17 protein-coding genes are annotated in these 17,241 nt (G+C 36.0%); 10 read left to right on the plus strand and 7 right to left on the minus strand.

All coding sequences use genetic code 11. From position 1 onward, the window contains the following. Positions 1-1,341, minus strand: a complete 1,341-nt coding sequence (locus QFZ87_RS13965) for an FAD-dependent oxidoreductase (protein WP_309862254.1) — start codon at positions 1,339-1,341, stop codon at positions 1-3. Between the two features lie 166 nt (positions 1,342-1,507). On the opposite strand from QFZ87_RS13965, the gene QFZ87_RS13970 reads away from it, so the two are divergent. Both QFZ87_RS13970 and QFZ87_RS13975 read left to right on the plus strand, forming a co-directional pair. Continuing rightward, complete coding sequence (locus QFZ87_RS13970) at positions 1,508-2,101, plus strand: class I SAM-dependent methyltransferase (RefSeq protein ID WP_309862256.1); 594 nt, start codon at positions 1,508-1,510, stop codon at positions 2,099-2,101. Between the two features lie 89 nt (positions 2,102-2,190). After that, positions 2,191-2,730, plus strand: coding sequence for an NADPH-dependent FMN reductase (locus QFZ87_RS13975; protein WP_309862258.1), 540 nt, complete (start codon positions 2,191-2,193; stop codon positions 2,728-2,730). A gap of 242 nt (positions 2,731-2,972) precedes the next feature. Here the strand turns inward: QFZ87_RS13975 and QFZ87_RS13980 are convergent, their stop codons facing one another. After that, on the minus strand, positions 2,973-4,562 hold the full coding sequence (locus tag QFZ87_RS13980) for an acetolactate synthase large subunit (protein WP_309862261.1): 1,590 nt from the start codon (positions 4,560-4,562) through the stop codon (positions 2,973-2,975). 190 nt (positions 4,563-4,752) lie between these two features. On the opposite strand from QFZ87_RS13980, the gene QFZ87_RS13985 reads away from it, so the two are divergent. Continuing rightward, complete coding sequence (locus tag QFZ87_RS13985) at positions 4,753-5,376, plus strand: hypothetical protein (protein WP_309862262.1); 624 nt, start codon at positions 4,753-4,755, stop codon at positions 5,374-5,376. A 53-nt stretch (positions 5,377-5,429) separates the two neighbouring features. On the opposite strand, the gene QFZ87_RS13990 is transcribed toward QFZ87_RS13985, so the two are convergent. Further along, positions 5,430-6,257 (minus strand): aldo/keto reductase, encoded by an 828-nt coding sequence (locus QFZ87_RS13990; protein WP_309862264.1) that lies wholly within the window; start codon positions 6,255-6,257, stop codon positions 5,430-5,432. A gap of 157 nt (positions 6,258-6,414) precedes the next feature. Continuing rightward, positions 6,415-7,005: a guanylate kinase gene (locus QFZ87_RS13995; protein ID WP_309862267.1), complete on the minus strand. Its 591-nt coding sequence runs from the start codon at positions 7,003-7,005 to the stop codon at positions 6,415-6,417. A 383-nt stretch (positions 7,006-7,388) separates the two neighbouring features. Between QFZ87_RS13995 and yyaC the strand changes: the two genes are divergently transcribed. Next, on the plus strand, positions 7,389-7,985 hold the full coding sequence (yyaC, locus tag QFZ87_RS14000; RefSeq protein ID WP_309862269.1) for a spore protease YyaC: 597 nt from the start codon (positions 7,389-7,391) through the stop codon (positions 7,983-7,985). 118 nt (positions 7,986-8,103) lie between these two features. Beyond that, positions 8,104-8,781, plus strand: coding sequence for a GntR family transcriptional regulator (locus tag QFZ87_RS14005; RefSeq protein WP_309862271.1), 678 nt, complete (start codon positions 8,104-8,106; stop codon positions 8,779-8,781). 43 nt (positions 8,782-8,824) lie between these two features. On the opposite strand, the gene QFZ87_RS14010 is transcribed toward QFZ87_RS14005, so the two are convergent. After that, positions 8,825-9,631: an aspartate dehydrogenase gene (locus tag QFZ87_RS14010; RefSeq protein WP_309862273.1), complete on the minus strand. Its 807-nt coding sequence runs from the start codon at positions 9,629-9,631 to the stop codon at positions 8,825-8,827. Positions 9,632-10,260: 629 nt separating this feature from the next. Here QFZ87_RS14010 and QFZ87_RS14015 point away from each other — a divergent pair. Both QFZ87_RS14015 and QFZ87_RS14020 read left to right on the plus strand, forming a co-directional pair. Then, positions 10,261-11,715, plus strand: a complete 1,455-nt coding sequence (locus tag QFZ87_RS14015) for a hypothetical protein (protein WP_309862274.1) — start codon at positions 10,261-10,263, stop codon at positions 11,713-11,715. A 152-nt stretch (positions 11,716-11,867) separates the two neighbouring features. Continuing rightward, positions 11,868-12,551, plus strand: coding sequence for an NAD(P)-binding domain-containing protein (locus tag QFZ87_RS14020; protein WP_309862276.1), 684 nt, complete (start codon positions 11,868-11,870; stop codon positions 12,549-12,551). A gap of 52 nt (positions 12,552-12,603) precedes the next feature. Here the strand turns inward: QFZ87_RS14020 and QFZ87_RS14025 are convergent, their stop codons facing one another. Together QFZ87_RS14025 and QFZ87_RS14030 are read right to left on the minus strand one after the other, a co-directional pair. Continuing rightward, positions 12,604-13,986, minus strand: a complete 1,383-nt coding sequence (locus QFZ87_RS14025) for a hypothetical protein (RefSeq protein WP_309862278.1) — start codon at positions 13,984-13,986, stop codon at positions 12,604-12,606. Between the two features lie 399 nt (positions 13,987-14,385). Continuing rightward, the gene (locus QFZ87_RS14030) at positions 14,386-14,721 is read right to left on the minus strand and encodes a hypothetical protein (protein WP_309862281.1); all 336 of its coding nucleotides are present in this window, start codon (positions 14,719-14,721) and stop codon (positions 14,386-14,388) included. A 271-nt stretch (positions 14,722-14,992) separates the two neighbouring features. Between QFZ87_RS14030 and QFZ87_RS14035 the strand changes: the two genes are divergently transcribed. From QFZ87_RS14035 to QFZ87_RS14045, 3 genes are all read left to right on the plus strand, one after another. Beyond that, positions 14,993-15,322, plus strand: coding sequence for a 2Fe-2S iron-sulfur cluster-binding protein (locus QFZ87_RS14035; RefSeq protein WP_309862284.1), 330 nt, complete (start codon positions 14,993-14,995; stop codon positions 15,320-15,322). A gap of 64 nt (positions 15,323-15,386) precedes the next feature. Continuing rightward, positions 15,387-16,157, plus strand: coding sequence for a creatininase family protein (locus QFZ87_RS14040; protein ID WP_396133920.1), 771 nt, complete (start codon positions 15,387-15,389; stop codon positions 16,155-16,157). A gap of 228 nt (positions 16,158-16,385) precedes the next feature. Beyond that, positions 16,386-17,117 (plus strand): iron-containing redox enzyme family protein, encoded by a 732-nt coding sequence (locus QFZ87_RS14045; RefSeq protein WP_309862290.1) that lies wholly within the window; start codon positions 16,386-16,388, stop codon positions 17,115-17,117. Positions 17,118-17,241 lie beyond the last annotated feature (124 nt).

Raw genomic sequence — 17,241 nt, forward strand, 5'->3', positions numbered from 1 at the left:
CTATTTAACAAAAGTCCGTTTCAATACAGTTTTTAGTATTCTAGGGTGCATGAGTGTTGTCATTGGATGAATAAGGTTCATAACTTTATATAACGAGTTATAAACATATTGATTTTGCGACGAAATAAGAAAGATATTTTTGGCATACCATTGTTGGATGAAGAGTCCTATCGGCTTTTTTCCCTTTGTTTCTGGATAGCGAAAATCTTCAGTCATGACCATATTCCAGATAGGAGAGATGATTCTCGCTGCCTGTTTATGAAACGTAGTTGCCAATTTTTTTATGGAATGGTCACTATTCTTAAAGAGTCGTTGCAGGGCAAGTGCTTCTAAAATCGATATACTCATGCCTTGTCCAAAAACAGGATCAATTCTGCAAATGGTATCACCAATAACTAAAAGTCCTTCTGGATAATGTTTAACTTGTTGATATTGTCTCCAAACAATTTGTGGTACGCGGTAAATGGAGGTGCTTGATAAAGGGACAGCATCCTTAATTTCTTCATAAATATCTAGTTTTGGTAATTTTTTGGCGAGTTCTAGAAAGCCGGTATTGTTTTTTAGGATTTCTTTTTCATCTATTACATTATGGTAGCCATTAATGGTGACGAGGAAACGGTTTCCTTCTACTTTTGAGATGGTACCACCCATTTTCTCTACTGGAGGGTTGGGGTATAAAATTTTTATTGCCCAGTCTCTGTCATGATTGTTAGCTAATTGAAAGGTTCTACTAATATAACTTAAGCCTATTTTAGCCTTTTTTTCAGGTATATGTATTCCTAGTTTTTCAAACCACTTAGAGGTAATACCGCTCACCCCACTAGCATCCACTACTAAGTCTGCTAGTATGTTTTCTGTATCGCCACTCCTATCAACAACTTCAACCCCAACAATGATATTCTCTTTTTCCTTATATAAAAAGTTCTGGACCGCTTGGTTGTACTGAACTGTTACATTAGGTATTCTCTTAATATATTGTTCTATGTGCCATTCTAGATGCGGACGTGTTTGAAGAATAGTGGAGTATTCACCATCAAATCGTAGCTTCCAAACACCATGATGAAACCATGCAAGATCTTTTGTAGAATTTATTTTTATGGCACCACTTGAATAAAATTTTTCAGTAATACCTGGAAATAAGGATTCGAGTCCGGATTCACCCGCATGGAGAAGTGCGTGTATATGTTCCCCTTGTGGAACACCTTTTCTTGGGAGAGGTCCTTCTGGTTTTTGATCCCGTTCTATTATGAGTACCTCTTGGAAAAAATCAGACAACACACGTGCTGCTAATTTTCCTGAAATCCCTCCACCAATTATTACTGCTTTTTCCTTTCGAGACAAAGGATGAACACCTCACATATCTATTTATCTTCTTACTAAAGATAGCATACTATTAACACTAGGGATATATTGTTAACTCGAGTAAGTTATTAAACCATTAAGTCAGTCATTTAAATATAAAAACAGTATAATAGAATTACATTTTACATTTTTGGAGTTGAGTCTGTTGAGTCGTTTATTTGCTAATTGGTATGACTTTTTTATGAATCCGCTTGAGAAAAAGAAGTTTAAGAGGATAAGAAATGAACTTATTTCAAAGGCAGAGGGGAATGTCCTGGAAATAGGGGCAGGGACTGGAATCAATTTCCGATTCTATAAAGGAATAGAAAAGGTGACTGCAATAGAACCTAGTCCGCACATGATTGAACGTTCGCTATCCAAAATGCAACAAGCGGCCACCCCTATCGAAATAGTCCAGGCAAGTGCAGAGGAACTGCCATTTGCAGATAATACCTTTGATACAGTTGTAGCAACACTCGTCTTTTGTACGATTCCGAATCCAGAGAAGGCGCTCTTAGAACTAAAACGAGTATGCAAGCCTGAAGGGAGCATCTTGCTATTTGAACATGTAAAAATGAAAAATCGATTATTAGGTTCACTTCAGGAATGGTTAACCCCAGCATGGAAAAAAGTCTGTGATGGCTGTTGTTTAAATCGGAATACCATGGAGTTATTTCAAGCACACGAAGTTTTAATAAATAGAATTGAAACATATTATAGTGATTTATTTATATCTGTAGAGGCTTTCAATAAGAAATAGAGGCTAGGCACATTTATTGAATATTCATTTTTTTCTTTCTATAATCGAAATGTTACATAATATGATTCTATACAAAGGTGTGAACAATTATGAAATTAGTAGCGATTGTAGGAAGCTTGCGGAAGGGCTCTTATAACAAGCAATTAGCAGCAACTATTAAGGAGAGGCACGGCCAAACATTCGATTTAGAAATATTGGACCTTGGCTTACTCCCGTATTATGATCAGGATACTGAAAACAATCCTCCTGAGTCTGTAATCGACTTTAAGAGGAAGGTAAAAGAAGCAGACGGGGTAATCATCATTACCCCTGAATATAATTGGTCTATTCCTGGTGTGTTGAAAAATGCACTAGATTGGTTATCTCGTGTTGATAAAGTGCTAATTGGAAAACCAGTAATGACGGCGGGAGCGGCTACTGGAATAATGGGTACTATACGTGCACAGCTCCATTTGCGTCAAATCTTAACCGCCTTACAGGTAAAACTTTTGCCGCCAGTTGGCAATGAGATTCTAATTAATCAAGCATCCGCAAAGTTTGATGAAGAAACAGGAAAGTTAATAGATGAAGCAACACTTTCATTTCTTGATGTTGTCATTGAACGATTTGTCAATTTTATTAAAGAATAAGGGATAGTGCATGTCCAAAGACTTTGAATGATAAAAAGTGATGGGGCAGTCATAGGTTCCACTCACAGTAAACTATAATATATTGTAGTTAATGTGAGGTGGAACCTATGTTTTTTTTAGAATTAATTTCTGAAGATGTTACATCCCCTGGAGTAGGTTAAGACAATGGCACCAGTTATAATGATGGTCAGTCTCCTCTTGAAAAAATGAAAAGCAGCTCCGACACTAAATAACCTTCCAAATCACATGACAATATCGATTAAGACAATTCCCTCCAAAGACTGTAATTCTTCTTTGAGTATGGTCTCAAATTCAATGAGGTTACTTGCTCTTCTTCCTTTTATTCCAAAGCTTTCTGCTAATTGAACGAAGTTTGGATTCTGGAAGGTTACTCCATAACTTTTTCCAAACATTTTGTCCATCTGTTGCACCTCAAGTTTTAACATCGAGTCATTTAAAACAATTATGACAAAGGAGAGACCAAGGCGTTTAGCCGTCTCAATTTCTGCAAAATTCATTAGCACACCACCATCACCAGTAATACAGATTACGGGGTCAGATGGACAAGCAAGTTTGGCTCCTATTGATCCTGGTAATGCGATTCCCATTGAAGCAAGACCGTTTGAGATGATACATCTATTTGGCATTTTAGGTTGATAGGTACGAGCAATTGAAACTTTATGAGACCCAACATCTGAAATTACAATCGTGGTATCCAATGTATGGCTTTCAATAATATGAAGAACATTTTCAATGGTTAATGGATCGGAAGTAGGATTTTCAGGTTTATTCCTTATTTGGTAAGCTTTTTTTATTTCTTCCTTAAGATTGCCAGAAGGTACCCATGATTTAGCTGAAATTTCCAATTGATTCAGTAACTGAAGAGTTTTCTGTATATTTCCGACCAACTCACAATCTACAGGATAAAATTCATTTATTTCAGCAGGGAGGCTGTCGATATGTAAAACGGGAATTTTGTTAGCATTCCAATCCTTGGGCAGCTTTTCTACAAAGTCGAAACCTATAACAATTAGCAGGTCAGCTTCATTAATGCCTCGTAAAACCATGTCGTTTTCATTAAATCCAAATGTAAAAAAATTTAGTGGGTTCTCTTTATCTAACGCACCTTTTGCCATAAAGCTGTGAGAAACTGGCGATTGAAGGGTATTGATAAACGTCTGAAGCTCTGAGATTGCATCTTGCCTAAGTACTCCGTTTCCGATAATAATAAAGGGTTTTCTATGTTTTTGAATATAAGTTTTAGCTGATTTAATTGCTTCTGAAAAAGGGATACTTTCAGGTAGAGGCGTCACCGGCAAGGGACTGTTGTGAATCATTTGGGGAGAAAAGTTCTCCGGAAATGTAATGGCAACCGAACCCGGCTTCTCCATTTTTGCGATTCTGAAAGCTTTTCGAATAACGACAGGTACAGACAGGGCTTCCTTGATTTGGGTACTCCATTTTGTTGTGGGCTCTACTATTTTTACTATATCTAAATATTGATGTGATTCATTATGAAGTCGATCCACTCCAGCTTGTCCAATTAATGCAACCATAGGTGAATGATCAAGCTGCGCGCTAGCAATACCCGTCAATAAATTTGTAGCCCCTGGGCCCAATGTCGCTAAACAAACACCCACTTTTTTTGACAGTCTGCCATATACATCCGCCATAAATGCAGCACCTTGTTCGTGCCTGACATTTATGAACTTAATTTGTTTTGATTTTGATAACGAATCAGTTAGATCAAGCGATTCCTTACCAACGATGCCAAACACATATTCCACACCTTCATTTTCTAAGCAATGTACGAGTACGTCCGTTACTTTCATAGTTCCTCCTTTAAATCATAATTTCAATTATCTGGCTCGTTTAAGAAAATGAATATGAACCATAATAATCCTAGTTTTAGCCAATTCCTAATCAATCATTAGTGTGGTACTTGATATACTTTGATGAATCCGCTTAGTTTAAAAATTTTTTACAAAAGTAGGACATTATACCTCTATTTACATTATGAATATGTTAAAATTAGAAAAACCAAGAGGGGGAATAGGAGTTTTGTTATATAACATTGTATTATTTATACATATTTTAGGGGCTGTTATCATGTTTGTAGCCGTAGCTTTTACCTTACTGGCTATGATTTCGATGCTTTATTCTACAAAAACGGAAGGTTTACGAAATTGGGCTGCCCTAGCGGTTAAGTTGGATGGCTTACTTCCATTCAGCGTGATTTTGATTTTAGTCCCAGGGCTATACTTGGTATTCACCTCGTGGGGATGGGGGAATTCATGGGTAGACATTTCGTTAGCTTTGTTGCTTATTATGACATTTATGGGGCCGATAATTAATTTGCGCAGGTTAAAGTCTATTTTAAATGGTGCCATAGATGAGACGGAGTTGATCCCGTCAGCAGGATTGTTGGAAAAAGTGAGAGATCGAATTCTATGGAATTCTGTTTTGATAATGACGATGCTAACGATCTCAATTCTGTTTCTAATGACCGTAAAATTAACTATGAGTGGTTCTATTGTTACCATTGTGGTAGCAATTATTTTAGGGCTTCTTATAGCTAACATTCTCATAAGTCGAGCAACAAAAACGTTCTCATCATCTAATTCGAATACGACTTCAATGAAATAAAAACAGCTGAAGTCATTCAAAAAGAGGCTGACTCAGTCAGCCTCTTACCTTTTTTAGAAATCAAAATTGTCCGGATCCGCTCCAAATCGCTTGTTCTCGTTTAGTGCATTAATTTTCTCCATGTCATTATCATTTAACGTAAAATCAAAAATATTAGCATTTTCGATAATTCTGCTTTCTTTGATTGACTTTGGAATGGTTACAATTCTATTTTGTAGATCCCAGCGCAAGATAACTTGTGCGATTGATTTATGGTGTGCTGAGGCAATTTCCTGTAATACAGGGTGATCAAGTAGACGACCTTGTCCTAGAGGAGCCCAAGCCTCAATTTGTATCTCATGCTTCATGCAAAATTCTCGCAATTCTGGCTGTGCTAATAGGGGATGTAATTCCACCTGATTAACCATTGGTTTGATCTCAGCAACAGACATTAAATCTTCAAGATGGTGGATATTAAAATTGCTGACACCAATTGCCCTCACACGGCCCTCTTTATATAATGTTTCAAGAACCTTCCACGTATCTTTATACTTTTCCTTTACAGGCCAGTGAACCAGATATAAATCAACATAATCAAGACCAAGTTTACTTAGGCTTGTTTCAAATGCTTCAAGGACGGTATCATTCCGCTGATCTGAATTCCACACTTTTGTAGTTATAAACAACTCTTCCCTTGGAATACCTGCCTCTTTAATGGCTTGTCCTACACTTTCTTCATTTTCATAAAGTGCAGCAGTATCAATGCTTTTGTAGCCAGCATTTAGAGCATGTTTTACAGCATGAAGTGCTTCTTCTCCTTGGCGAACTTTATAAACACCAAGTCCAAACCATGGCATTTCAACACCATTATGTAATGTGGTAGTATCGTGTAAGCTTTTCATATCAGTTGCCTCCTTGTAATTTAATAAAAATAAGTATAGTACTTCCATAAGTTAAAAATCAATGAAATGGGTTTTATGGAATATCCATACATGTAAAAAAGGACCTTGAAGAATTGGGATAATGTATCCCTCTCAATGGTCCTATGTGATGATTTGCTTAATAATCGGTTACTTCAAAACCTCTGTCAAGAAAAGCTTCGATGACTTCACTAATCTGAAAAGAAACTTGTGGTAGGTCATAGTTTTCAAAGGCATGTTCACAACTTGATTTATAGGCCATAATTTCATCATAATGGCTCATATGACGATTGATATCGTCAGTATGATCTTGGCGTTCTTTTTGTCTTTCAATAACTGTATCTCGATCTGCAAAAATGAAGAAACGCATGACTCGTTCTCCATATAACTTCTTCAATTTTTCTGTACCTTCAGGATTTAATGTTAAATAAACAAGATTATGATTCTCGAATGCTTTTACAATGTCCTGTTCACAAATACCATAATAGAATCCATCTATTTCTACACTTTCTAGAAATTCGTGGTTTACTTGCATTTTTTTGAAATCTTCTTCATTTATAAAATGGTAGTCTTCACCATTTTTCTCATAAGGACGGGGAGGACGAGTAGTGTAGGAGAGCACAGTTTCCATATCAAACGCAGTTGCCACCATTTTGGCAATGGTTTTTCTTCCAGAGCCATCTGGTCCAGTGTAAATAAATATTTTTTCTTTTTCTTTAATCTTGTACATAGCAAACCTCCTGCAATGAATTGTAGATCTCTTAAAAAAGAACATATGGGGAACAAGAGCAAATAAGTATTTTTCCCTTACTTGATTTTTGGGGATACTATTAGTATAACAGATTCTTAATTTAAAGTCTGACTTTTCTGCTTTTTTGGACCGGTTAGTGAAGAGGTAGCTTGGCAAAAATGTATGGTTTAGTTCTCTATAAGGCTATAAATGTTACAAAGCTGTGAACGAACTAGGGTTTTTAACTGATTTTTATTCACACGAATATAGCAGGTTTTGTCATACTTATCATAAAATAAAGAATATACAATACCGGTGTAGTGAAAAACGTGCAGTATTTGTAAAGGAAGAGAATAAACAACTAGAACTGAGGTGGATGGGGTATGTGGCCTTTTGATGGTAAGAAAAAAAAGTTTGAAAGGGATGAAAGGCCATATTATTATTCTCTTAAACAGACCACTGAAGGAATTGAGTTTCAAGAAATGGTTAATAAATTGAAAGAATTGTTTTCTAACACCTCCAATCCAATCATTATTTTATGTGTGGGTTCCGATCGCTCAACAGGAGACTCACTCGGGCCACTTGTGGGTACGATGTTAAAAGATAGAAAAATTCCTTATCCTGTTTATGGAACATTAGAAGAACCAGTCCACGCATTAAATATAAAGAAAATAATGAAGGGTATTTTTCAAACTCATCATGAGCCATTTATATTGGGTATTGATGCCTGTTTGGGTGATGAAAGGCAAATAGGGTACATCTTGCTAAAGAAAGGTCCGTTTATTCCAGGAATGGCTTTAAACAAACCTTTACCTAATGTGGGGGATTATCATTTGAAAGCAATTGTTAATTATCTGGACCCGCTATCACCCGCACAATCACTTAATAATACAAGATTGTTTGTCGTTATGAGACTAGCTGAAATCATGACAAAGATGATTACGGATGCTGTCTTTGATGAATCCAAGGTCCATAATTAAGGTTTACCAGGACAAATGCAAGAAATTATATTGTGGAAAATTCAACCATAGAAGTTGAAGTTTACAAATAGATTACGATATAATTGGTACAATGTATACCTAGAAAGAAGGAGAAAAAGTGGGGAATAATTGGGTAGAGGAAGACCTAATATCTTTGCGTGAAAGAGTCTATATACACATAAAAGACTTAATCTTAGAAGGTGAATTTAAAACAGGAGATCGTTTAGTGGAGCGTGAACTGGCTGAACGATTGAATATAAGTAGAACGCCTATTCGTGAAGCGCTATTTAGATTAGAATCACAAGGGTTTGTAAAAACAGTTCCTAGGAAAGGTGTAATCGTTGCAGATATTTCTGAGAAGGAAATTATCGAAGTATTTACAATTCTTTCGTCTCTTGAAGTATTGGCAGCAAAATTAGCCGCTCAAAAGCTAGATGATGAAACGAAAAGTAAATTTATTGAATACAGTAGCAAGATTGAAGCCTGTCTAAAGGATGATAATAATTCTGATTTCTCTCAGCTACATGGTGAATTGAATCATCTCCTTTATAGTTCTGCTAAAAATAACAAGCTATATGAAATGCTGAGTGGATTATCTGATTATATTAGGGCATTTGCAAAAACGGGATATAAAAACCCAGGCCGCCCAAAACAGTCTATGAAAGAACATTTAAGAATTATGGAAGCCATCGTAAATCAAGAAGTGGAAATGGCTGAATATTTGACCAAAATCCATATCGAAAATTCACGCAAAGCGTATATTGAAGCTGTAAATTTAGGAAAGAAAAACAAATAAAAAGTGAAACTTCATCAGCGGATGGAGTTTCACTTTTTTGCATTTAAACCCCAATGACAAGATTAGAGGTTAGATTTTTTAAAACCTTTGCTACACTCATTGATACAATGGGGCTAGATTTTGGGTTTTGTGTATAAGGATTGTTTTGTACTGAAATCTCCACTTGACCAAAATAGCCTTTTGCTATGATCGTATGTGTGTTTTTATTAATCGTCGGGTCTACATACACTTGAACCTTTGTATCCTCAAATCCTATACCAGCAAGACTTAATGCAGCAGAGACATTTACATTTTCCGGGAATAACTTTGCGGCGTTTCTAGCATTGCCATCGAAAATGCAATATGGCTCCTGAATAGTTTCAAGATTTACTTTTTCCTCTGCTATTGTTCCATACCAACTTTTTGGTGGTTTCCTCGTAATAAGTCGTATTTCATCAATCTCACCTAACATACCTGCTGCAATTCGATCTAAGCCAGCGATAGCTGCAGAGGGTATAAACAATTGTTTGTTTTGGGCAGTTGCTGTTTTCATCAATGACTCATAGAAGTCAATATTTGCTAGTGCACCGACGGAAAGAATAACTAGGTTACTACCTGATGTAAGGGCTTTTTCACCGTAGAGCTGGAGGGCATGATGTCCAGCTGCTTCAATAATGATATCTAAATTTTGATTAAAAAACACTTCTTCCTCCGTTGTAACAGTACAATGTACGGGGGGAGTATCAGTTGGGTTAAGTGGGGTTCTAATTAAAATAGCTTGAAGTTTTACATTTCCGGCCTGTCCGGAAGCGATCAATTCGCTAATACTCCTACCAAGTGTGCCGAATCCTATAATACCAGCTCTAAGCATATATTTATTCTCCTCTTGTCTAAATTTTAACAGACTCTAAATCTTTTAAACTATGCGGTTATTTTTGTATACCGTATACCAATAATTTTCTTTATTTTATCTAAAACATGTTTTGAAATCAAGGTTTAAATTATGAATATATATAAACTTCTAAATTTTCAAAATTGTTTTGCAAAGTAAAAAGAATAATGTTATATTGTATTTCAACCTTATAGTTAACAAGGTCTACATAGTGCAAAAGAAGGGGGGGATGGCCATTTTCCGGGGAGATCATACTACCAAAACATCTTTTACTATTAGTTAATTGGTGGAAAGAATTCTTTAGGATGCTATGAACGATTAGTTATCTGTTATTTCATACGAAGTAGAGTTGATTTGGGTATTATGCATTTTTCTTTATATAACCATGGTATACAATCTACAAAATACAAAATATTTCCTTTGTTAGTATCTCTAAACAATGAAAATAGCACTTGTTAAGCTCTAAGGTGACAAAAGATTTATAAAGTAGAGGAAAACACCAAGAGTAAAGAAGCATTATTAACTAATTCCTCTCCTGTGCTCCTTTCCATGAAATTATGGAAGACTTTCGTATTGTTTTAAATTATTTAAGATAACGGAGGGGAACTATGGAATTAACTGCAGCTCACTGGATTTATTTAATTGTAACTTTAGCTGTCATCGTCACCATGCTTTTTAGAAAAGGTGTTGTTTTACCTATTATCATTGGAACCTTTTTAGTGGCAGTTGTCTATAAAGGTAGTTTAATAGCTGGGTTTCAAGCAGTATTTAACGCGAACCTTGTAGCTGCTAAGGAGCTATTTAGTATTTTCCTCATTATATCTATTATGATTGGTCTTCTTAACTCTTTAAAAGATATCGGCGCGGATAAAAAGATGGTTGTTCCTATACAAAAAATTATGGTGAATGGACATGTTTCTTATTTAGTGCTAATGGTTACTACGTATGTGATTTCACTCTTTTTCTGGCCAACCCCTGCTGTACCGCTCATTTGTGCTCTGCTAGTACCTGCTGCAGTAAGTGCAGGTCTTCAACCAATGACGGCAGCAATGGTTATTGTTATTGCAGGTCAAGGTATGGCACTTTCTTCCGACTATATTATGCAGGTTGCGCCTATGCTAAGTGCGAAGGCAGCAGGAATCGATAAAGCTGCAGTTGCAGATAAGGGATTAATCCTTTCAGTTATTACAGGGGTTAGTGCATTAACAATGGTATATTTACAGCAGCGCAAAACGATTACAAAAAAATCTACATCAGAATCTGGAATTGGATTTAATCAAGGTGAAAAGGCATTCTTCGAAGTAGCAGATGAGCTTGCTGCTACAGCAGTTGATAGTGAAGAAATCCTCAAGAGAAAACAAACATGGGGCAAAGTATTTTCGATTATTGTTCCTCTTTCCATGTTAGCTGTTATGGTATTTATGTTCCAGACCAAGTTAGGTGGTGGATCTGGATTTGAGGGCACAGATGGAGCTGCATTTATAGGTGGTGTTGCAACCATTCTGTTACTTTTAGCTACAATTGCATTTAACAGACTGCATTCTCTCGATAAAATAAGCGATCATATTACAGAAGGATTTGTCTTTGCTTTTAAGGCAATGGCTCCTGTAATTCCGATTGCAGGGTTCTTCTTTATGGGTAGCAGTGATTTTACACCAGCGATTTTGTCGTTAGGGGAAGATGCCGCAAAGCCTGCTTTTCTATTTGATATGATTCAAGCTGGTCAAAATTTTATCCCGCATAACCCGTTTTTTGCAGGACTTGGTATATTGATCGTGGGATTAGTTACTGGATTGGATGGCTCTGGATTCTCGGGGCTTCCTTTGACAGGAGCTTTATCTGGAGCGTTAGCTAGTGGTAGTGGACTTGATGCTTCGACTATGGCAGCTATTGGACAAATGGGGGCTATCTGGGGAGGCGGGGGCACAATTATTGCTTGGTCATCATTAGTAGCAGTGGCAGGCTTCCTACAAATCTCACCTATAGAGCTTGCTAGAAAAAACTTCATTCCAGTTATGACAGGTCTTATTCTCGCTACAATAATAGCGGTAATCATTTGGTAAAATAAATAATAATCTTGTATCTAAAAATAGGGGGCTATCCTAAGTGTCAGTATTTTACTGATTAATAGGAGGCCCTTATTTTCATGAAGGAAGATGCAGTAGTTATTTTGAAGTGACGGTTTTCATAGGTTGATAAAAAAAGGAGGAAAAAAATGAATCAAAAAAAAGTCGGTTTAGTAGGTCTTGGTAAATTAGGTACTGCGATGCTATCTCATTGGCACCAACAAAGAATATCAATAGGCCTCTACCACCCTAATCGAACGAAAGCAGAACAATTTGTTCATCATTATCAAACTAGCTATCTTTTAAAGGTAGAAGATTTATCGGAATTAGATGTGTTAATCCTAGCACTTCCAGCGATGGAGGTAATCCCATTTATCTCAAGTCTAAAACTCGAAATTAAGACGCAACATTCACCCACTATCATTAATATGGCTACAAATCTCCCTACAGATGAAATTAGGAACAAGTTTTCAACACTAAATGTGCTTGGAGTAAAATATATGGGGCATGCCAGAGATTTATTAGAACATGGTAATGGCTTGTTTATTTCAGAAACCGTTTTACCCCCATTTGTAGAAGAATATTTTAAGTTTCTTGGAAAGATAGTAGTGGATAGTGAAGATTGCTTAACTCAAGTAAATAAAATTGCAACCTATTACGCACTTAAAACTGCGATAAATTTAGAGAATGAATTTGCAAAAAGGGGGCTATCTACCGAGTATCTAAAAAGAGCATTAACATCCCTTGCTCCTGAAGTAATCCGTTCGTATAGTGAGGGGAGTCTTGGACATTTTGCCAAGGAGATTGTGAAACAAATTCAAGAAGAAAAATGAAGATCATTGAAGAGAGGTGTCATTTGATTGACACCTCTTTTGATGTTCACATTCAACCTAAGAACAATTGTAAGACAAATAAATACAACATAACGCATGCAATATAAAGCCCAGCGAAGGACAAATTCCAATTGGACACTTTGTAGGAGCTCTCCTTTACAATGTTTGACATAAGACCTAACGTTGCGTTATATGGCCCCACAAGAAAGGATGAAACAGCTCCTGCTAACATAGCTACAGTTAATATATGAGGAGATATCCCTATGACCTTTGGATTTAAGCCTTCTAGCATTAATGCAAGAGAAACAGCAGGATGAAGTCCTAGGAAAGCAAAAGCCAAAGGGATTAAGGGCAGTAAAAGTAAAAAGATTTCCACACCTGCAAAACTAATAAAATGATTAACTATCGCGTCCAACCAGACATTGGTATGTGAAATGTTGATAGTTGAAATAAAAAAACCTGCTGAAAGATAAATGAAGAATTGGTCTTTCATACTTACAGAAAAGGATTGAAAATGCTTAATTAAGTGTGAACAAAACTCTTTACCCTTTTTTAAGAATAGAGACCAAGTAAGAGCAAAAGGGATGACCATCAAGGATATTAGAATTAAAAACGGATAAGGAAACTTTGTTTCTACTAATGAAATAACAACATTGAAAATAATAATCGCTAGAAAAATTTGAATGACTCTACCAGAACGAGGGGGCTGACTAGACTCTATCGTAGCAGCAGTCTCATGAATGGCCGTGTTTTTTTGATTAGGCGCCATAATTTTTGCTTTACGAGAACCAATATACCAGTCAATCCCTATGCCCAAGATACTTAAGGGAACAACATAAGGCAAAATTGATACCCAGCTTACGTCCGTCATTGTAATGACAATACCGACAATAGGGGTAACGGGGGCCCAAAGTAAAGGCATGGCGAATCCACGCGTAATGGCTCTGCTCATGAAGCGTTCTTTATTTTTAACTGGAATGATATCTAATGCAGGCCTTATAGAGTAGTAAGTCATTGGTAAGGTAGCAAGATTCATAAAGATACTAAAAAAATAGGATATACCCGATGTAATCATATAGAGTTGTCCAGAGGTTTTCACTTTCTTTTGGATAATAGTTTGTATATCTCCGCTGTAACCTCCTAATTTAATCGGTATTCCTAAAATTGGAATCAATGTAAACATAGTTAGCAAGTCTAGCATTGGACCGAAGGAAAGGATATAGTGTTGCCATGAGGCTCCGCTCGACCACAATAATAAAGAACCGAGTATCAAAAATGTACTTCCCAATAGTTGGACAAATCGTTTCGCTTGGAATAATGTCCATAGGACTATAACAAGACTTAAACAGGAAATTAGTGGGCCAATATGGAACATAGGCAAAAGAACATCGAATAAATACAATAAAATAACCGAAAACAGCATAAATCTCAGCATATTTACACCTTTACCTTTATAGATTGTATACCAAATGTATTTTTTTACTAGATATTGTCACGTATTAGCCATATTTCATAAATATTTTTGGTATTTGGTATACAAAATGTTGTTTTATTTTAAATTGCATAATACAATTACAGTATCAAATAACTATTTTTACAGGGGGATATAACATGTTTAACTTTCTATTTGGATCTAAAAAAGCGGCGGAGAAAGCTGAGAAGAAATTAGCATCACTTAAAAAAACATTAAAGTTCTAAAAACTTCTATTACAAACCGCCACTTTATGTGGCGGTTTTTTCATTTATTAAGCACAATATATAAAAAAACGGAGAGACACCGGCTTTTCTCTCCGGATTTTGCATATAAAGAAGATCTCTTATGGCTAATTATTTCTTAAACGGCTACCTCATCTGATTTTACTAGCTTAGAATTTACAGAATCCTCACTGTTACCAGATGCTTTAACGATCTCGCTTAATTCTTCTCGAGCGCCTTCAATCGTATCAAATCGTTCAAAAAACTTCACAGCTATATGATTTACGTATTCTTTTCCTTCATAGTTTTCAAATAGTTGAATTTTCATATTCTCATCAAGTACTTTTGCAATTGTGTATTTCGCCTTTAACTTATCAAAGAAATAGAAGTGATAGGTTTCAACAGGCTCTAAACCATCATTGTCGAGAATTGTTTGAAACGTATCCTTATTCGTTAGTACAATATATTTTCCCAAATAAAACACCCCTTAAATAAGTATTAATTCATTTGTAACTAAGTATTATGAATAAAAAATATATTAAAGTGCTCTATCACCCCTAAGTGGAACATTGTATACCAAAGTACTTGTTTATATTTTATCCCAAGTAGATTAAATGTTCAAGATATATTCGAAATATTTAAATAATTAACGAAAATACAAAATCCAGTTTGCTTCTCCCACAAAAAGATTGTATACTTCAGAAAAGGTTCAAAATTTTTAGAATAATATAGAAAGGGGAAGTTTTATGCCAAAAGTTATTCTTCATGTAGATGGGACAACAATTGAACAAGAAGTAAAAGATAATGCCAATTTAGTAGTGCTAGCAGGGACACGCCAATTGCCTAAATTAAAGTATGGTTGTGGTATGGGACGATGTACTAAATGTACGTGTATTGTTATAAACGGCGCAGAATCATTAGCACCACCAAATTGGAAAGAAGAAAAAATGCTAGGTGAAAAAGTAAATGAGGGATACCGCCTAACATGCCAATTAACGATTCAACAAGATATTGAAATCTCACAAGAAAATATTACAATCCAGGCTCCAAAGAAAAAATCAGCATACCAAGTATAATGCGCTTTTTTTTAAAAGAATAATGGTATACAAAATACAAGGATTAACGGTAGGTGAGTGAGTGTTGAATAGTTATGATCTTACAGGCATGACATGGAAAGAAGTAGAAGAAGCTTTACAGACTGTTAAGATTGCTATTATTCCAATTGGGGCACATGAACAGCATGGACCACATATGGTAGAAAGCTGTGATGCAGTCTTAGCAGAAAGAATGGCGAAGAAACTAGGTGAGCGAATGTTTCCCTATGCGCTAGTTACTCCTACAATTAATATGGGAGTTTCACCACATCATTTGAATTTTCCGGGAACAATATCGTTGCAGCCAACGACGTTAATAGCCATCTTGAAGGATGTCATTTCCTCCTTAAAGCATCATGGTGTGAAAAAGTTTTTATTATTAAATTCTCACGGCGGAAACCAGTCAACTCTCAATGTTGCTTCAATGATAATAACGGAAGAATTGAATGTTGAAGTTTATTATGCCAAAACGACTGCTTCTGCAAAAGAGGCAATTAAAGAGCATGTGAAATCAACATTATTTGGTCATAGCTGCGAACGGGAAGTATCAGAAGCACTCTATTTAGCACCAGAACTCGTCCGTCCGGAACAATTAGAAAAAGGTGATATTCAGGTTGAAGGAAGATGGAAGCAACTTAGACCTGGTAAAGCTATTCAAGGGTTTTATTACTACGAAGAAATGACCAAAAATGGTTGTATTGGCGATGGAACCAAAGCAAGCTGGGATATAGGCCGGCAGATTGTCGAAGAGTCATTAGATCAACTTACTATAGAACTATATAAATTAATCAATATTAAAGTAGATGTACAAAGTTAGAATGAGAAAATAAATAATCTTTAAAAAATTCTAAAAATTATATTTACAAATAAACAACTTCTTGATAGTATTAAATCAAGGTATACCAAATGGATAGTTTCATAGAGTAAAAGACTGTTGGACAGTGAATAAAACAACAATCTTTTTATTTTTAAACTAATTTGGTATACAAAATATCAAATACCAATAAAACTTGGGTACCTACATAAAAAAGAGGAGGAGTTTCAGTTGACAGAATTATTATCAAAAGATGAATTTCGTAAGGAATTAGAAGAAGCTATTAAAGGAAATCATAGCCAGAAGGCTCCATTCACAGTAGCTTGGGCCGAGGGAAGGCTTGAAAGAAAACATTTTGCTAGATGGGCTGAAAATCATTACCACTATGTAGGACCTTTTGCAGATTACTTAGCTTATATTTATCACAATACTCCAAGCGATCCAAAATTCGAATCGGCAAAAGACTTCACATTACAAAACATGTATGAAGAAGAAATTGCTGCAGATCGCCATACTGATTTACTCATTCGTTTTGCTGAAGCATGTGGTACAACAAGAGAACGGATTATCGATCCAGCCAATATGGCGCCAACTACTTTAGGTTTACAAAGCTGGTGCTACGCGGTTGCAGCGAGGGAAAATTTCGTTGTAGCAACAGCGGCATTAGTTGTAGGGTTGGAGTCTCAAGTGCCTGATATCTATAGAAAGCAGACTCCAGCATTACGTGAACAATATGGATTTACGGATGAAGAAATTGAGTTCTTCGACTTACACATCGTATCTGATGAGATCCATGGTGAGCGTGGATACAAAATTGTTCTAGACCATGCGGATACTCCTGAATTGCAGCAACGCTGCCTAGAAGTTGTACGGACTGGAGCAAAAATGCGCCGTATGTACATGGATGGGTTATGGAGAGAGTATTTAGAACAAGATTTAGGAGCATTAGTAGAAGCGAAATAATAATCGTATATAACGGATTTAAATGAATCATTGTGAATCCGTCCCATTTGATAGGCCGTCAATATAATCTTGTAGTTTAAAGGTTTAATTGACGGCCATTTTTATAAAATAACCCATGTTTTTA

Origin of the sequence: Bacillus sp. SLBN-46 (assembly GCF_031453555.1) — a bacterium.
Lineage (GTDB): Bacteria > Bacillota > Bacilli > Bacillales > Cytobacillaceae > Neobacillus.